The sequence below is a fragment of the Pseudoalteromonas sp. D15MCD-2 genome (genome assembly GCF_038562745.1).
Classification (GTDB): Bacteria; Pseudomonadota; Gammaproteobacteria; order Enterobacterales; family Alteromonadaceae; genus Pseudoalteromonas.
In genome coordinates this window covers 974,366-991,995 of the sequence record NZ_JBCFQE010000001.1, presented here as the reverse complement: position 1 = coordinate 991,995, position 17,630 = coordinate 974,366, and the positions used below count along the sequence as shown (strand labels likewise).

Genomic DNA, 17,630 nt, shown 5'->3' with positions numbered 1-17,630 from the left:
ACGCTTTAGTTAATAGCTGAAGTTCTAAATAATTATGTTGTAGATGATAAACCTAAACCAAAGCCTCCTTCTGGATGCTTTTTTGGGTTATAAAAAAGCCGCTACAAATGTAGCGGCTTATTACTAAGTAAATCTTATTTAATCAAAACTATGTTTAATTAAACGAGTGATGATGCCATCTCTTTTTAAACCATAAAACTGATTATTAGCATCAAGTAAATGTCCGCTAGACTGAGAAGAGATACTGTCTTGCTCAACAAAATTAGAAAGGTTTAGACGAATGACTTTTGAGTCAGTTAAAACCAGCGCAAGGTTTTGTGTTTCATCGAAAACAACTTCAATAATATCAGAATCTAACCCTGCAATAGCCATACCGTGGGTCATGTCGCTACTGTAAAACACATCACCGCCGCGACTTATCACGAACTCACCATTAGGTGTAACCCAAACACGGCCATTTATTTCATAGTCACCATGATAAGGGCTGTCTCCCAATGCTTCTATATCATCACTACTAATGTCAAACTTTTCAAAATCTGATGGGTATGATCCAGTATCGGCAGCGAAAACAGTATTACCCGTTGGGTGTAAATCTAAAACCCCTTTTTGGTAAATATCTGTGTAGCTGAACACATTACCGTTAAGCCCGTTAAGTGCGTATATTCTAGTATGTTGCCCTGATCCTGATGAGACAATGAGTTTGTTTTGTTGATTAATAACAAGATCAAATGGGTCAGTTGGCACTGAATACACGTTTATTTTCGCTTGTTCAGCCAAGTCAAAAACAGCAATGTAACCACTTTGATCTTCTGTATACCAATACATACTATGCTCTTGTTTAAGCAAAGATACATAAAGTCGCGAGCTATCTTGAGAGACCGTCATATTTTCAGGCATGAAATCAAACTCAAAATACTTCTCGGTTTCACCTGTTAATAAGTCAACTAAATAAAGTCGCTTAGCTTGTTTATCTGTGACATATAACTTTTGCCTCACCGAATCAACAGCTGTATCTGTCACTCTAAATTGCAATTCAAAGGCCGTGCTATCGGTCACTTGTGTTCCATAGTCTGTGCCTTGAGCTACCTCAATTGTAATCATTTTAATATTGGAAGCACCTGCAGAGTCTTTTACTTGCAGAGTAATATTTTTGCTACCAGAAAGAATATACTTTTTGCTGATGAGGGGATCAGAGCTAAAGTCAGTATCCCATAGGTTATCGCCATCAAGATCCCAGCGATATTGCAAGTTTGCACCATCTTCTGCATCAGTACTTACTGCAGCATTAAATTCATAGTTATCACTCGTTGTGCCATTTTCTGGTGTATAAGTAAAATCAGCAACTGGCGCCATGTTAGTACCACATATGCTACAAGGATGTTCAACCACAACCATAGTTGTTACTGCCGACTCTGCACTCAACACTATTACTTGGTTATCATTAACAATCACATCGAATGCATTTTCTACTTCAATACTGCCAGCTTTAAACCATGTAGACAGATTAAAATAAGGCACTTCACCTTTATCAGTAACAATAAAAGCTAGATTTTGTTGAGAGTCAAAATTCAATGCTGTAATCAGCTCATCCCCTTCTTCAAAACCTTCTAGCGTTTGAACGTAAGTCATATTGTCGGTACGGAATACATGACCACCACGACTAATTAGATAGTTACCATCAGGCGTTATCCAAACACGACCTCCTATTGTAAAATCACCATGATATGGAGAGTCCCCAACAGAGGTAATACCAGCTCCACTAATATCAAACTTTTCAAAATCAGATGGAGTTAAGTTAGTATCTGCAGCAAAGACATAATTCCCCGATGGGTGTAGAGTTAAACGTGCACCCTGATAAATCGAAGAGCTACCAAGAAAGTCACCATTCTCAGCGTCAAACGCATAAATGTTCGTCCATTGTCCAGAACCTGAAGATACGATAAGTTTGTTCTGATCATTTATGACTAGATCATACGGGTCAGTTTGTATTTCAAATAAATTGACTTGGCTTTGCTTTTCTAAATCAAAGACCGCAATGTAGCCATTTTGTTCTTCACTCCACCAATATGAACTGTGCTCTTGAGTAAGAAGAGCAACATAAAGTAGCTTACCATCAGGTGATAATGTCATTCGCTCCGGCATAAACTCAAATTCGAAGTACTTTTTAGTTTCGCCATCAGCTATGTCTACAACATATAATCGCTTAGCTGATTTATCTGTTACGTAAAGCTTTTGTCGAGGTACATCGGTAATTTTTGCTGTTACATTAAATTGTAATTCGTATGCAGAGCCATCAGTTACGTCACTGCCCGAATCTTCCCCTTGTGAAACATTAATTTCAACTGTAACGCTGTCTACAGCACCAACCGTATCCATTACCTGTAGAGTTACGAAATGAGTACCTGCAGTTATGAACTTTTTACTTGTATCTGAGCTCGTCGTAAAATCAGTATCCCATTGACCATCATCATCAAAGTCCCAGCGATATTGCAGTTCAGAGCTCTGTGTATCATAGCTACTCGAAGCATCAAATTCATACATATCAGTTGTTAAACCAGTATCTGGCGTATAAGTAAACTGAGCTACAGGAGCTGTATTGCCGATACAATCAGCGCATTGATAAGGTGTTTTAATCACATAAAGAGTATTATCATTTTCGGTCACTGAGTATGTGAATTGCTCAGCAAGAAACACCTGCTGAACATCTCCAGGTTGAGTAATCGCTCTGAAAACTTCTAATGACTGGAGGTTTATTAAATATATATTTCCATTTGAACTTGCAAAAGCAACCTTGTTCTTCTCATCAAACTGAATATCATCAATAGTAAACATCCCTAATACTTGCGAAACGTGAGTCATATCAGAGACTTTAAATATATTGCCCCAACGAGAAAACACGAAGTCTTCTGAAACCCAAATACGCCCCCCAATACTATAATCACCATGATATGGAGAGTCACCGCGTGAAATGATACCTTCACCGGAAATATCAAACTTTTCAAAATCTGCTGGCGATATATCTGTATCAGCAGCAAAAACATAATTTTGCGAAGGATCTAAGCTGAGGTAAGACTGGTGTCTGATCCACTCATTCCCCGTTTGATATCCTGTTTCTGCACTGTATGAAAGAATTGAGGTCCATTGACTAGATCCCGATGAAACAATCACTTTTCCTGTGTTTGTCGCGACAATATCAAATGGATCTACGGCAACGCTAAAACGTTTTTGTTGCTGGACTTTATTTCGCGATAAATTATAAACAACAATTTCACCACTACCGTCAACTTCTGAGTAATATTCAAAGTCTCGATCAAGTAGCGACACATAAAGGGTATTATTTGCAATAGCCATTCTTCTTGGCATTTTTTCATATTGCAGTGTCTGAATAACCTTTCCTGTATCAGGACTAACAATATATAAAGATTTATTGATCTGGTCGGTAATGAATACTCTATTTGTAACTTTATGATAGACCATGTGAGTAATATGTTTGATCGATGAATCGAGGGCATGGCTCATACTCAACGTCGCATCATTAATATCATCTATACCATCGTTGTCATCATCAGCATCAGCATTATCGCCGATACCATCTAAATCAAAATCAGCACTCTCGCTGTTATCCCATGGAAATAAATCATCCCTATCAGAAACACCATCATTATCATCATCTGTATCGGCAGCATTGCTGATGCCATCTCCATCTGAATCGATAACTTTAGATGTAGATAAAGTGCTCGAAAAGTGAGAAATCGCAAATTCTTGCGTTACAAAATCAGTATCAGCAATAGATGAAAAAAGGCCTTTTTGTATTAATAATTGAGCAAATTCCTCAGCCGGCAACGCTAGATCAGCATTTGAAATACCTGCGCTTTCTAACTGTTGAACAAGGTCACTATCAAGGGTTATTGAATTTGATGGGTCTTTATCTTCATCTAAAGATTGCAACAATCGAATCGTATTAAGCACTATCGGGCTATATAAGTTTCGGCTGTCTAAAATATCAAGAGGTGTGACTACGGCTGCAGCGGGAATTGTAGGAAACTCAATACTAGCAAGCGAAAATGTGACATTATCGTTTTCTTTGTATTGATATTCACCAGCGCTATTAGTAACGCCAGATTCACCTGAACTTGTTGTATAGTTCAGGCCTGCAACAGCCGAATCTAAAAAAACGCCTGTCATCAAGACTGGATCTGGCGTTGTTGTTGGGTTATCAGTTGTAGGTTGTTCTGATTTAGAGTCTCCTCCACCACCGCCACCACATCCGGTAAGCAAAGCAACAGGGAAGATCAACGAAAAGAGTATTTTTGAACGAGTTCCATTCATAAAACTATTCCACTTTATATAATTATTATCGGCCAATTAGTATACATTTGTTCCTAATAAAACGATAGCAATTTAACATTTGTTAACAGTAAAGTTTCATTTTTCGCACCTAAGTCTTACTGTTAATTTTGTTCCATTGAATGGTGAAGTGTTCTGAAAAACTATTTTAGATTATACCAACCTGCTTAATTAAGTGATCTATTTTGAGGCAATAAAACCTCGTTGATAGCAAGGCAAAAATTTCGTTATTTAGTTGTTCTCAGCAATTGCACCTGCATTGCTCTACCTTCTGCATCCATGCAGTCGTAAGTCAGAAATTTTTAACGCAGATAGCGACAGGTTTAATCCCTCAAAATGATTAAGTATTATTGCGGTTTGGTATTGCTTATCGTCACTTGTGCATTATTAACTTCACGGCTCGTTTCAGAAAGCCCTACCTTTGTGGCACCACCCACTAGCCAAATTTCGCCGTTTAATGTAACAGCTCCTAAACCGTGGCGAGGTGTTTGCCATTCGAAAGTTTTGCGCCATTGCTGCTTGGTTAAATCATAACTAAAAACCTCACGGTCAACTCCTTGGCTATGTTCACCGCCAAACACAGTGATAGCATTATCAATAACTGCCGCCGCATGCCCTGCTCGTGCTTTAGGGAGTGCTGCATGTGCTTGCCAGGTGTTTGTTTCGGGTAAGTATTCGAGCATGTCAGTGATAGGCTCGCCGCCAACTGTTCTGCCACCTAACACAAACCAACGGCCGTTTACTTGTGCACTCGCCGCACTATTTCTAGCCGAAGGTAAGGGCGCGGCTTCTTTGAAGGTGAAGCTTTTAGGATCAAAAATTAAATGCGCACTCACATCTAAACTATGTTGCCATTGCCCATTTTTCTCACTATTTGGGCTACGGCCACCAGCTAAATGTACTTTACCATTAAGCACTGCGCCCACAGTCTCACTTAACGCAAAAGGCAAACTCGCCACCTTTTGCCATGCTTTAGCGCCCTTATCTAGCATTAACACATCACGGCTATTGGTCCACTGGCCTTGTGTATTAACAAAACCACCAAAGGCAAATAATCTGTTTTCTACTGCAATTAAATACGTGTGATGACGCCCTTCAGGCAAACTAGGAGCTGATTTCCAACTTGCATACTCGGGTGACCAATAATGGACTTTTGCAGTCATATTACCCGTTGATGCTGGCAGCTCGGTAGAGATCCCCCCTGCAACCCAAATATGTTGGTTCATTACTGTAGGGTAAATTTCTTGTATAGCCTCTGGGAGCTTTGGTGCTAATGGCTCTTTTGCCGATAACGTATAAGGTAAACAAGTAATAGAAAATGCTAACAACAGTTTGGCTAAACGCATATAAATCCTTAATGAGCAGTTATTTAGCAAAAAGTTAAACTAGTTGTACCGATTAGTACACTGCCAAATAGTCTTACTTATTCTGTCATTGTTGCTATCAGGAATTGGTATTTCTTGACTACCAGAAATAGAAATATCTACTGGCCGAGAAAGAGTAGAAGTCCTCGCTCGTATCTATTCAAATACTTCGTTTTACGGGGCAGTTTTAACTGCTTTCTTAAACCAACCTGGTTGTTTTCATCCTTTTTACATAAATCAATAAGCGCCGGGTGAATATAAGAATTACGGGCTATCGTTGGCGTATTACCCAAATGGCTCGATACCGTTTCTAGCATGTCGCACAAAGGGAGCTTTTTCTTTGCATTATAAAAAGCTTCGAATGCTAAAACACTTGCACGCCAGGTTCTAAAGTGTTTTGCACTAAACTCCTCTCCCATTACATGCTGGATAAATTGATTAACTTCACGTGAGGTCACGGGAATACATTCACCATCCTCTTTGTATTGAAACAGGTTTTGTCCGGGTAAATCTTGCAACTCTTTAATAATGGAGCTCAAAACGCGATCTGTAAGGTTAACCTCTCTCACTTTGCCTGATTTAGCTTTATATTCTAAGCGAATATTTTTCCCTGTTATTTTCGCATGGCGGCGACGTAAAGTTGTCGCTCCAAAACTATTATTTTCTTTCGCGTTACGTTTAGACCCTATCCTTAAAGAGCCTAAATCCATCAATCTAACAACTGCAGCTATTGTCCTTTGATAATCAAGTGTATTACCTTCTAAATATTCAGCTAACTTTGCTCTAAGTAAGGGTAATTTATTTCCGAAAAGCTCACACACTTCGAACTTTTTTATCTCCTGCTGCTCTCTAAAATCTGGGTGATAAAGGTATTGTTTTCTCCCTTTTGTATCGTAACCAGTTGCTAAAATATGGCCATTTTCTTCAGGACAAAACCAAACATCTTTGTATGCAGGAGGGAATGCTAGTGCATCTAAACGGGCGATTTCACTTTTATCATTAATCCGCTTACCTGTTGGGTCGTAGTAAAGCCAACATTTAGAGTGACTTTTTCGAGTAATACCGGGCAAATTATCATCAACATAAATTAATTTCACTGCACCTTCTCACTATATAATTATTACTCAAGGCGAGTAGCCCTCGCCTTGAAAGATGAGTTATCGTTGCCAATAACGAAGTTGTGTTAGTGTCTGAAGAAAGTCACATGCCTTGCACGTTTCTAGGTTAATGATGCCGTCGTCTTGGTCTTCATTTAAGCCAACAGCTTTTAACAACTCAATTGAGCTTTCAGTAAAACCAATAAATTTTTTGTGTGAGTACGCATCAGAAACAAAATCTCTCGCCTCTGGAATTTTAATTAACTCTTTAGCACCTTCCTCTGATGTCAGTAAAACAACTGCATCATATAAAACAGAAGGGCCGCCGTTAATAACTTGCTCTGCTCCAAGGTGAACACCAGTAGAGCTTTTCGCTCCACCGATCTGGGCTGCAATGACTTCAAAGTTCGCACCTTGCTCGTTTAGTTCGCTAACTAATGAATTAAATAGCTGATCGTCAAAGCCATCACTAACGAGAATACCGAGCTTCCTTCCCTCAAAAGTAGCCAAAGCACTTTTTTGAATACTCAGTGCATCAGATACAGGTAAATCTTGGCGAGTTTTTAGTGCAGCCTCAGCAGGTTCAGGCATTGTTTGCAAACCCAAACCAGAGGCCACTAACTTAGCTAATTCGCTATCAATATTTAGTAAATGAGACACCACACGCTCCCTAATAGCTAAATGTTCCACTTTTGACAGTTCAAAAATTAATGCGTCCTGGATATGTGATTGCTCTATCTTAGTTTGACTTAGATAAAACTGCCTAGCTTGGCTGTAATGATCACTGAAGGTTTCTGATCGATACCTTAGCTTGCTACCTTGCGCTTCATCATCAGAGCTTTTAAAGCCATGAACAGGACATTCTCTTGGATTGTTTTCATCACTTTGCCAAGAGTTTGGCTCATAATTTACTCTTCCTTTGGGGTTATGCATTGCCATGTGACCATCTTGGTGAAAGTGGTGCATTGGACATTTAGGTGCATTAATAGGGATATGAGTGAAATTTGGCTCTCCTAATCGCTTTGTTTGAGTATCTAAATATGAGAAGTTACGCCCTTGTAATAGTGGATCTGGTGTAAAATCGATTCCGGGAATTATGTTTTGTGTGCAAAAAGCAACCTGCTCTGTTTCTGCAAAAAAATTATCAACCACTCTATCTAAAACCATTCGACCAATGATCTTAACGGGTACTTGCTCTTCAGGGATAAGCTTTGTGGCATCAAATACATCAAACTCAAAGTCATCGGCAAAAGCTTGGTCAAATACCTGTACGCCAAGTTCCCACTCAGGGTAATCGCCATTTTGAATTGATTCCCACATATCACGGCGATGAAAGTCAGGATCTGCTCCATTAATTTTAACAGCTTCATTCCAAACCACTGATTGCATGCCTGATTTAGGTTTCCAATGGAATTTAACGTACTTTTGCTCACCATTTTTATTGATAAACTTAAATGTGTGAACGCCAAATCCTTCAATAAAGCGTAATGAACGTGGAATAGCTCTATCAGACATCGCCCACATGACCATATGCATAGATTCAGGCGATAAGCTAATAAAGTCCCAAAAATTATCATGAGCCGTTTGAGCTTGCGGAAAACCACGATCAGGCTCAGCTTTAGCGCTATGGATCAAGTCTGGGAATTTCATCGCATCTTGGATAAAAAACACAGGAATGTTATTACCAACTAAATCCCAGTTTCCCTCTTTTGTATAAAATTTAACAGCAAATCCGCGCACATCCCTTGCTAAATCAGGCGAGCCCTTGCTACCAGCTACCGTTGAAAACCGAGTGAATACAGGTGTTTTCTCGCCTTTTCGTTGAAATATATCCGCGCATGTCAGCTCTTCAAGTGTTTCGTAAGTTTCAAAGTAACCGTGTGCCCCATAACCTCTAGCATGCACAACCCTCTCAGGAATACGCTCATGATCGAAATGAAACATTTTTTCACGAAAAATATGGTCCTCCATTAATGTTGGACCACGCTTCCCTGCTGACAAGGAATTTTGATTATCACTAACAGGACAGCCTTGTGCTGTAGTCATTGTTGAATACTGATTATTTGCATGTTGATGTAGCTCACCTCCATGCCCCTTTTGACCTGAATATTTAAATGACTCCGGCATAAGTTTCCCTTTATTTTAAACTCGTTAAATTGTTATTACGTAAATTTAGGAAAACTAGTAGCAAGTAAAAAGCCAAAATTAAAACCAATAATATCAATAAGTTAAAATCAAATTAAATAACATGTAAATAAACTTATTACACAATTTGTGTAATTTTTTCTAACTAAAACAATCTAAACCTCCTACTTTAGATTTACCCTCCCCACCATAAAATACACTCAACATTCGGCATTTATTAACTTCGTCTTTTTAGGTAAGCACACAGCAAAGCTCAGCTTTCACTAATAAAAAGCAATGCGATAGCGTATTACACTTCACTATCGTTAACCTTTATCTTGCAATAATACATAACAACTATTCCTAACCGCCCCTCTATTGATATATTATAACAAAACATTTACCGTATTTTGTTTAATCTAATTAAGGGTCACTACCATGAGCAAACTTCCCGTCACCGTGCTCTCTGGCTTTTTAGGTGCAGGTAAAACCACTGTGCTCAGCCATATTTTAAATAACCGTGAAGACAAAAAAGTGGCTGTAATCGTCAATGATATGAGCGAAATAAACATCGATGCAGCAACAGTTAAAAACGATGTTTCGCTAAGCCGCGGCGAAGAAAAACTAGTAGAAATGAGCAATGGCTGTATCTGCTGTACTTTGCGTGAAGACTTACTCATTGAAGTACGCGCTTTAGCGAAAACGGGGCAATTTGATTATTTGGTTATTGAGTCAACCGGGATTTCAGAGCCCCTTCCGGTTGCCGAAACATTTACCTTTGCCGATGAAGATGGCGTGTCACTTTCTGATGTTGCAAGACTTGATACCATGGTCACGGTCGTTGATGCCGTTAACTTTTTAAACGACTTTAACGAAGCCAAATTTTTACAAGAAACCAACGAACACTTAGGTGATGAAGATGAGCGAAGCGTGGCCGACCTACTCATTGATCAAGTTGAGTTTGCTGATGTCATTTTAATTAGTAAAACAGACTTAATTAGCGCCGATGAGCTTGAGAGTTTAAAAGCCATTTTAAGCTCATTAAATACCTCTGCAGAGCTTATTGCCATTGAAAATGGCCAAATTGATATCAATAAAGTTCTCGGCACGGGCCTGTTTAACTTTGAAAAAGCTCAGCAAGCACCTGGCTGGCTAAAAGAGCTACGCGGCGAGCATACCCCAGAAACCGAAGAATACGGTATTAGCAGCTTTACTTACGAGGCCCGCCGCCCTTTTCACCCTGAAAAATTTTATAACTTTATTCATAACAATCAACGCGAAGGCAAACTACTTCGCTCTAAAGGCTACTTTTGGCTAGCCTCTCGACCCCAATTTGCTTGCCAATGGAATCAAGCAGGCGGCATAGCCCGCTATGGTTTTGGCGGGATATTTTGGAAAGCCTTACCGAAAGATCAGTGGCCAACAGATAGCGACTACTTAGATTCAATTAACCAAGTATGGCAAGAGCCCTTTGGTGATATGCGCCAAGAGCTGGTTTTTATTGGTCAAAACCTCAATCAAGCAGCGATCATTCAAGCTCTCGATAGCTGCTTACTTAGCGACGATGAACTATTAGCAGGCAAAGCGCTTTGGCAAACCCTGCCCGATCCATTTCCTGTTTGGGAGGAAGCATAATGACAGCCTACGCATTAGAACATGACACTGATAACCTACCATCAGCGGCAGCAACAGCGCTAAGCCCTGTGGTGTTTTCACAAATATATAAACCTGAGCATAACATTGCAATTTGGCAGCGTAACTTAACTGAACAGCTGCAAGCAGAAGTAGCTGAGAGTATTACAGCCAACCCAGATCTCAGTATTAACGCTATGATCAATCAAAATACCATTGTGGCTGACATAAATAAGGCCCTTGAAAAACTACCTCAAGCAGAAGAGCTTAAAGCCGATCTCGCTCAGCTCGTTGATATGTTTTGTTATTTGTTCGAATTAAAACGTACCGGATTACGCCTAAGAGTACTTGAACGAGCCATGTGCCCACGTTTTCATGTTGACAGAGTCCCTTGTCGGTTAGTCAGTACATATTGTGGTAGTGGCTCACAGTGGTTGCAAAATGCAGGACTTGATCGCACTAAACTTGGCGCAGGTCACCAAGGATTAAGTGATGAAGAATCAGGATTAATGACAGCAAATACTAAAATTCACTCTCTTAATGTGGGTGATGTAGCTCTATTAAAAGGCGAAACTTGGCAAGATAACGAAGGCAAAGGCCTTGTGCACCGCTCACCAGCACTCGCTACTGGCGAAAAACGGCTACTTGTAACCCTCGACTTTATTGCTTAATACGAGCGTACCAACTGCGTCTATTAATTCTAATAGGCGCTATTTCATTTAAGAACACGCTACAACTGCTCAAGGCTTTAAATTAATGAAAAGCATACTGAGCGCACTTGCAATTGCCGATAGGGCAAACATCCTTAGTAACAAAATTAAGGCATTCCTTGCGCCACCAGCAAAAGTGCCTTTAAAGCTTAATGGGTAGCCATGAAAAACCATTACATATAACACGTTAAAAAGTCCTACCCGCATCCCGTCAATTTCATAGGTATCGCCATTTTTTAAGTGAATTTCACAAACATGCAAAGTGGGTAATCTAATTCGTGGTTCGCCAAACTTTCGTTTGCGTTTTAGATCCATCGTGTAGTGAAACAAAACCTCTGCGATTTCGTTTTTAGCAATGGTGAGAGTGTGATTTTGGTGCTCTTTAAAAGTCAATTTATCAATTTTGAGCTCATCCTTGCTTATGCTCATTGCCCATTTAGAACCAAAGCCATACTTCTTGTAAGTCATGATGCGCTTGGTAATAAACACGACCAAAAAACTTGTAAGACAAACTAAAAAAGCCAGCCATGGGTTAAAAGCATCTACTAAATAAAAACTAGATAGCGAAATTACGCATACTATAAGCGCAAAAAACACTTCGGCCCACCCAGATAACGTCGCTAAGCCTGGGAGAGATTCTAGTTCTGTTATTGACTCTTCAGTTAGTGACGATTTTCCTTTAAAGGCAGCATATCGAAACCATTTTTTATCATTTAAATCCAGTTCGAGTGAGTGCTTAGCCATCGAGCCCATAAAAATCCCTTTTGTATTAATGCTTAATAGAAGCAACCTTTTTGTTCCTTAAACTTATACACAACCAGAGCTCGCACGTAAATACTTAAAGAACTAATAAGTTAAGCCCCCTTAGCTAATGAACGTGCTGTATATAATCAAAAACCAGCTAAGCTTGGTATAACAAAGAAATTTATATATGTGAGCTGATATGGAGCGCCTTTTTCAAAATAGTCGGTTTTTAGTCATCATCGCGATTATCACTACAGCAATTTCATCGTTACTTGTTTACATAACCTGTGTGAACATCGTTTTTAATGTTGTTAAAACGACACTTATATCATTGCCTGACTCTGCTAAGGGAGGGAAAGAGATGATAGTCGAGCTTTTAAAAATTCTCGATCTATTACTCATTGGTATTACTCTTCAAGTTATTACCATCAGCCTGTACCGGCTATTCATTTCGCCTGCAACCACAAAGAGTAGCCAGTTTTTGGCCGCCTTTCATATCGAAGATTTTCATGACTTAAAAATTACTTTAGTGCAAGTAACATCTGTCATTTTGGTGATTCTGTTTTTAGAGCACGCCGTTGAGTTTGGTGGCACAATTGAAACCCTCTACCTTGGTATTTCTATTGCGATTGTTGTTGCAGCTTCGACCTTTGCATGGCGCTCAATGAAATAGTGAACACTCACCTACATTAGTTTATTTATTGGGGTAACGTAGCTGATATTGCTCTTTCATCACGCATTAAACTGCTCAAGTAAACCGCTCTTTTGGCTATCTTTAGCCAGTTCTAGCAAATCGATTTTTAAGCACTAAAAAGGCGTAACACTTCATGTTACGCCTTTAAATTTAAGTCCTAAAGTGCAAGCGCTAATATTTGCTTAACTTTCGCTAAATCAATATCACCGTGTTCACCTAGCGTAGTTATCTCATTCTTTTCTAAGTTTTTAACAACCGCATCGATTGCTTGTTCATCAAGGTCATAATCAGCAAGGCGCGTTTTCACAGCCATTGCTTCGAAGAAGTCTTGCACTGCTTTAATCGTTTTATCGATTTGCTCAGCTTCATCGTTATAATTAAAACCAAACACTCGCGCACCAAGTTGTTGTATTTTAATAGACTTTTGCTCTTTTTGAACATGCATTAGCGCAGGTAAAACAATCGCTAGTGTTTGTGCGTGATCAAGGTTATAAAGGGCTGTTAATTCATGACCAATCATATGCGTAGACCAATCTTGCGGTACACCCTGACCAATCAAGCCATTCAGTGCCATTGTAGCCGACCACATAACATTGGCTCTTACATCATAGTTTTGCGGTTCATTTAGTGCTTTAGGCCCTTCGCTGATCAAGGTTTGTAAAATACCTTCTGCAAAGCGGTCTTGTAATGGCGCGTTTACTGGGTAAGTTAAGTACTGCTCAATAACGTGTACAAACGCATCTACAACACCATTACTTACTTGGCGCTCTGGTAACGAAAAAGTATATTCAGGATCAAGTACTGCAAAAACAGGTTGCACACTCGGTGATGAAAAAGCACGTTTTTGCGACGTCTCTTTTTTAGTAACCACTGAGTTACCGTTACTCTCAGAGCCAGTTGCAGGTAAAGTTAAAACTGCACCAATAGGAAGCGGGTTACTAAACTCAGCACCTTTAACAAGGATATCCCACGGCTCACCTGCAAAGTTATAAGCTGCTGCAACAAACTTAGCGCCATCAATAACGCTGCCACCGCCAACAGCTAGAATAAAGTTAACATTCTGCTCTTTAGCAGTTGCCACAGCTTGCATCAGCGTTTCGTATGTTGGGTTAGGTTCAACACCACCAAACTCAATCACGTCAACATCGGCTAATGCACTCATTGCTTGGTCGTATACGCCATTTTTCTTTATTGAGCCACCACCAAAAAGTAATAGTACTTTAGCGTTTTCTGGTAAACGTGACGTGATCTCACTCATTTGACCTTTACCAAACAAAATTTCGGTTTGATTTTTATAAATAAAGTTCAACATTTAAATGCCCCTTAAATTAGGTTTAAATTGCTAATTAGCTAATTTACTTAGCTAACATTTCTAAAAGCTTTTCTGCTAATAATTTATCTGAAAACGGGTTTTGCCCCGTAATGAGTTCGCGGTCAACAACCACGTTTGGCTGCCACTCACTAGCGAATGCCATATTTCCACCGGCGTTTTCCATTGCCATAGCAGGATAAAACTTAAGCTTTTTACCTTCTAAACTGCTTTCAAAAACACGCTCTTCAGGGTCTGAAAAAATAGTCATTTTATAGCCATCATAAATCCAGTTATTGGCCGATGCCTTTTCGCCATCTTTTATCGCTTGATAATAAGAATTTGGCTGAACTTGTGCCGACAACAACGTAATTGGGCCATGGCAAATTGCCGCTGTTGGTTTACCTTGCTTATTAAAGTGACGCAAAATTTCACCCACTTCTGGGTTGTTTGCTAAATCAATTAAAGGCGCATGGCCGCCTGGGATAAACACAGCCTCATATTGGCTTAAGTCACCCGCTAAAATTTCGCTTAAACTTGCGGTATCTTTGATATCTGGTAGTGATGCTACAAAACGCTGAATGCTCTGCATTTTAGCTTCATTACCATCAAAGTAGTCGGTACTCACTGATTTTTTATCTACTTGAGGCGCATTACCTTTGGGTGTTGCAAGTACAAGCTCATAACCCGCATCGACTAATGCTTTCGCAGGCACACCAAACTCATTTAGGTAGTAGCCTGTTTCGATGCTCTGGCCGTCAGCTAAGTCCATGGTTGTTTCACTTGATAAAATAACCAATACTTCGCCTTCACCCGCCACTGCAAACATCGACATAGTTGATGCAGCAACAAGCGTTAGTCGCTGTAATATCTTTTTCATAACTCATCCTTTAAGAAAGTACAGCCATCATAGTTGGTTTGCGGGGCGAGTAGAATTCGGATAAATTAAGAGGAGCAATCAGAATATTTATGGCTCGTACTTTTACATGTCTTATCTCACGCAATTAAAAACCTTTGTTGAAGTTTATCGTTGTAAAAATATTACGAAGGCAGCGGCTAATTTAGGCTTATCTCAGCCTTCGGTGACCTCACACATTCAAGCAATGGAAGCTGTAGTTGGTAAATCTTTATTTGAGCGCAAAGCCCGTGGCGTTACCCCCACAGCAGCAGCACATGATCTAGCACTTCAGGTTTCTGGTCATATCGATATATTAGAGCAAAAGATCATGTCGATACGGGCACGTTCTGATGCCGCACATGGCACTGTTAATATTGCAGGACCTGCCGAATATATTAGTAGTGTATCGGGGCCACAAATTGCCAACTTACTGCAATCTGGCAATGTAAATCTTGTTCTGCATATTGGTAATAAAGTGAGAATTTTTGATGCCTTGCAATCAGGTACTGCAGATATTGCTATTGCCGCATCAGCGCCTGATCCAGCACTATTTGATAGCCTTGTGCTCGACAAAGAAAAGCTCATTTTGGTGATGAACCGTTTACATGGCCGAGAAATCAAAGACAGCGCCATTACCGCAGATTACTCTCAAGCTACAATGTCGTTGCTTATGATGAAGAGCTGCCTTTGATAAGACAATACTTTGAAGCTGTATTCAACGCAAAATGCCACTCAAATGTCATTGCTATTTGCCCGGACATACGTGCTATTAGCAATATTATTCGCTCAGGCATTGGCTATTCTGTATTACCCGATTACCTATGTCGCGATCAGATAAAAGCCGGAGAGCTTGTGCAACTAGGGCCCGAAGGCCCAGAAAACATAATTTACTTAGTTTGGAACAAAGGGGCATTAAAGCACCCCCGTATTGCATTTGCCAAAGATGTTATTTCGGCCTTTGCAAATATTAACTACTTTGCAAACTAAGCAAGGCTTGCTTTGCGTCTAACAGTTTTACTCGTGGGGCAAGCGCATTTAGTGCGATTAAATGTAGCATTTCAGATACTGTGGTGCTCACATCCGTTAAAACTTCTACGTCGTACTCTTTAGCTTGCTCTGAGATAGCTGTATGAGTCACACAGTTTTGCGTCATCATACCTGCGATCAAAAGTTTTTTAATACCATGCTGCTTTAACACATCTTCTAAATTGGTTTGATGAAAGCTGTCAGCATAGTGTTTTACAACCACAGGGGCTTCTGGTGCTGCATTTAAAATATCAGAATGAATATCAACACCCTTTGTACCTTCATTAAAAAATGGCGCTAAACCAAGAGAAGGATCAGCAACATGCTGAATATGAATAGGTAAAACTCCGCGTTCTATTGCTTGTTTGATCACATCTACTAGCTGATCTTTTACTTGTTTAGCCTGCCATAAAGGAAATGCACCATCTTCAAAATAATCATTCTGTAAGTCGATAATTAGTAATGCTGTGTTTGTCATTGTATGAGCCCTTTTTCATTTTATTGAACCCTAGTTTGCTGAATTTTTAACGTATCAAACAGTGACCCAAATACCATTTATCGATAATATTGGGCCAAAGTGTTTAATAAGGCTTTACCATGAATGTTGCAGTATTCGCATTTCCTAATATCAGCCCATTTCATCTTGCAGTACCATGTATGGTGTTTGGTGAGGGCGCTCGCTCGGCAGGTATCAAAGAATTTAATTTAACAGTGTGCAGCGAATGTGAACAGGTAATGCCCTCAAGTGCGGGGTTTGATATTCAAGCGCACCACTCAATAACAAAATTTGATCAGGCAGATATTATAATTATTCCGTCTTGGCCATCCCCTGAAACAGCCCCCTCTAAAGAATTAGCAACCAGTTTGCTAAACGCTCATAGCCGTGGCGCTATTATTGTAGGGCTCTGTTTAGGAGCTTATGCGTTAGCACACATTGGGCTTTTAGATAATATTGAAGCAACCACCCACTGGGCATACAGCGATGACTTTAAAGCTCGCTTTGCAAAAGTGAAACTTAACAATCAAGTACTTTACCTTGAACATGACCAGCTCTATACATCGGCAGGAACAGCAGCAGCTATTGATTGCTGCTTATATTTGGTTCGCAAATTTTTAGGAAGCGAGCAAACTAATGCTATTGCCAGAATGATGGTAACGGCTCCGTATCGCACTGGTGGGCAGACACAATTTATTGCCCTACCCGTCCCCGAAAGTGTTGCTGATGAGCGTTTAGCAAGCTTACTTGAACAGATGCTAGAAAGCTTAGCCAGCAACCATACGATTGATACACTCGCAGAGCAAATGCACATGAGCCGACGCACCTTTACCCGCCACTTTCAATCGCTTACAGGTCAGAGCGTTGGGCAGTGGCTGTTAAATCAACGTTTAAACCACGCACAGCGACTTCTTGAGTCAACTGATTTACCATTAGAACATTTAGCCGAGCAATGCGGCTTTGGCTCATCTGTTACTTTACGCCATCATTTTCGCTCTCAGTTTGGTTTATCACCGCGAGACTGGCGTAATGCATTCCGCCAAGCGTAAAGCTTAGGTATAATCTGTTTTTCGACTCGATTTTGGTTTTTAAATGAAAAAGCTTTCTAAAGTACAATTAAAACAGCAAGCCCTTGTATTAAATGTTGCCAATTTCTAAAAAGCCACCTTAACTAAGGTGGCTTATGAAG

General features: G+C 39.9%; 14 protein-coding genes. 6 read left to right on the top strand and 8 right to left on the bottom strand.

From position 1 onward, the window contains the following. Positions 1 to 138: 138 nt before the first annotated feature. From AADY36_RS04485 to AADY36_RS04470, 4 genes are all read right to left on the bottom strand, one after another. On the bottom strand, positions 139 to 4,329 hold the full coding sequence (locus AADY36_RS04485; RefSeq protein ID WP_055021306.1) for a PKD domain-containing protein: 4,191 nt from the start codon (positions 4,327 to 4,329) through the stop codon (positions 139 to 141). Positions 4,330 to 4,694: 365 nt separating this feature from the next. Next, positions 4,695 to 5,693: a Kelch repeat-containing protein gene (locus AADY36_RS04480; protein ID WP_239963564.1), complete on the bottom strand. Its 999-nt coding sequence runs from the start codon at positions 5,691 to 5,693 to the stop codon at positions 4,695 to 4,697. Between the two features lie 137 nt (positions 5,694 to 5,830). Further along, entirely contained in the window at positions 5,831 to 6,808 is a 978-nt protein-coding gene (locus tag AADY36_RS04475; RefSeq protein WP_239963565.1) for a DNA topoisomerase IB, read from the bottom strand. A gap of 60 nt (positions 6,809 to 6,868) precedes the next feature. Beyond that, a complete protein-coding gene (locus tag AADY36_RS04470; RefSeq protein ID WP_342408562.1) occupies positions 6,869 to 8,935 on the bottom strand; it encodes a catalase in 2,067 nt (688 codons plus the stop codon). A gap of 435 nt (positions 8,936 to 9,370) precedes the next feature. Between AADY36_RS04470 and zigA the strand changes: the two genes are divergently transcribed. Both zigA and AADY36_RS04460 read left to right on the top strand, forming a co-directional pair. Further along, on the top strand, positions 9,371 to 10,567 hold the full coding sequence (gene zigA, locus AADY36_RS04465; RefSeq protein ID WP_287199078.1) for a zinc metallochaperone GTPase ZigA: 1,197 nt from the start codon (positions 9,371 to 9,373) through the stop codon (positions 10,565 to 10,567). After that, the gene (locus AADY36_RS04460) at positions 10,567 to 11,235 is read left to right on the top strand and encodes a DUF1826 domain-containing protein (RefSeq protein ID WP_055021309.1); all 669 of its coding nucleotides are present in this window, start codon (positions 10,567 to 10,569) and stop codon (positions 11,233 to 11,235) included. The genes zigA and AADY36_RS04460 overlap by 1 nt, the downstream gene beginning before the upstream one ends. Positions 11,236 to 11,304: 69 nt before the next feature. On the opposite strand, the gene AADY36_RS04455 is transcribed toward AADY36_RS04460, so the two are convergent. Continuing rightward, complete coding sequence (locus AADY36_RS04455) at positions 11,305 to 12,018, bottom strand: hypothetical protein (RefSeq protein WP_342408561.1); 714 nt, start codon at positions 12,016 to 12,018, stop codon at positions 11,305 to 11,307. 199 nt (positions 12,019 to 12,217) lie between these two features. Here AADY36_RS04455 and AADY36_RS04450 point away from each other — a divergent pair, with 199 nt between their 5' ends. Then, positions 12,218 to 12,691, top strand: a complete 474-nt coding sequence (locus AADY36_RS04450) for a YqhA family protein (RefSeq protein WP_054560737.1) — start codon at positions 12,218 to 12,220, stop codon at positions 12,689 to 12,691. Between the two features lie 178 nt (positions 12,692 to 12,869). Here the strand turns inward: AADY36_RS04450 and AADY36_RS04445 are convergent, their stop codons facing one another. Together AADY36_RS04445 and AADY36_RS04440 are read right to left on the bottom strand one after the other, a co-directional pair. Further along, complete coding sequence (locus tag AADY36_RS04445) at positions 12,870 to 14,024, bottom strand: iron-containing alcohol dehydrogenase (RefSeq protein ID WP_055021311.1); 1,155 nt, start codon at positions 14,022 to 14,024, stop codon at positions 12,870 to 12,872. Positions 14,025 to 14,067: 43 nt separating this feature from the next. Further along, entirely contained in the window at positions 14,068 to 14,901 is an 834-nt protein-coding gene (locus AADY36_RS04440) for a type 1 glutamine amidotransferase domain-containing protein (protein WP_055198442.1), read from the bottom strand. Between the two features lie 106 nt (positions 14,902 to 15,007). On the opposite strand from AADY36_RS04440, the gene AADY36_RS04435 reads away from it, so the two are divergent. Together AADY36_RS04435 and AADY36_RS04430 are read left to right on the top strand one after the other, a co-directional pair. After that, positions 15,008 to 15,610 carry a LysR family transcriptional regulator gene (locus AADY36_RS04435; RefSeq protein ID WP_342408560.1) on the top strand — a complete coding sequence of 201 codons (603 nt, stop codon included), beginning with the start codon at positions 15,008 to 15,010 and terminating at the stop codon, positions 15,608 to 15,610. Beyond that, on the top strand, positions 15,607 to 15,906 hold the full coding sequence (locus tag AADY36_RS04430; RefSeq protein WP_342408559.1) for a LysR substrate-binding domain-containing protein: 300 nt from the start codon (positions 15,607 to 15,609) through the stop codon (positions 15,904 to 15,906). The genes AADY36_RS04435 and AADY36_RS04430 overlap by 4 nt, the downstream gene beginning before the upstream one ends. On the opposite strand, the gene AADY36_RS04425 is transcribed toward AADY36_RS04430, so the two are convergent. Continuing rightward, entirely contained in the window at positions 15,887 to 16,423 is a 537-nt protein-coding gene (locus tag AADY36_RS04425; RefSeq protein ID WP_055021314.1) for a cysteine hydrolase family protein, read from the bottom strand. The two genes, AADY36_RS04430 and AADY36_RS04425, sit on opposite strands and share 20 nt — an antisense overlap. A 119-nt stretch (positions 16,424 to 16,542) precedes the next feature. Here AADY36_RS04425 and AADY36_RS04420 point away from each other — a divergent pair, with 119 nt between their 5' ends. Further along, complete coding sequence (locus AADY36_RS04420) at positions 16,543 to 17,490, top strand: GlxA family transcriptional regulator (protein ID WP_055021315.1); 948 nt, start codon at positions 16,543 to 16,545, stop codon at positions 17,488 to 17,490. Positions 17,491 to 17,630 lie beyond the last annotated feature (140 nt).